The organism is Adlercreutzia equolifaciens, assembly GCF_029076695.1.
Classification (GTDB): Bacteria; Actinomycetota; Coriobacteriia; order Coriobacteriales; family Eggerthellaceae; genus Adlercreutzia; species Adlercreutzia equolifaciens_A.
The window spans coordinates 1-305 of record NZ_JARFIK010000345.1 but is presented as its reverse complement, the minus strand read 5'-3'; the positions used below and the strand labels follow the sequence as shown (position 1 = coordinate 305).

1 protein-coding gene is annotated in these 305 nt (G+C 59.0%); it reads right to left on the bottom strand.

Annotated elements, in window-relative coordinates; genetic code table 11:
- Positions 1 to 305: proton-conducting transporter membrane subunit (locus tag PZH32_RS12680; protein ID WP_275208610.1), on the bottom strand; the 305-nt coding region annotated here is incomplete at both ends.

Here is a 305-nt window from a genome sequence, read left to right as displayed (position 1 = left end):
CCACCGTCAGGGCGCAAGAGTACAGCGCCACCAAAAAGCCCAGGCCGCCGGCAAGATTCATGATGATCTGGCGGAAGGCGATCCTCATGGCCTCCTCGGTACGCGTGTAGCCGATAAGCAAGAAGGAGCACAGGGTGGTTACCTCCCAGCCCGTGAACATCCATTCCATGTTGTTTGCGAACACGATGAGGAACATGGCCGACAGGAACACGAACATCAGGGCGAAGTACATCGGACGGCGATCCGGCGCGCCCACGGGCTCATGAGCCTGGAAGTCCTCCATGTAGCCCAGAGCGTAAATGCAG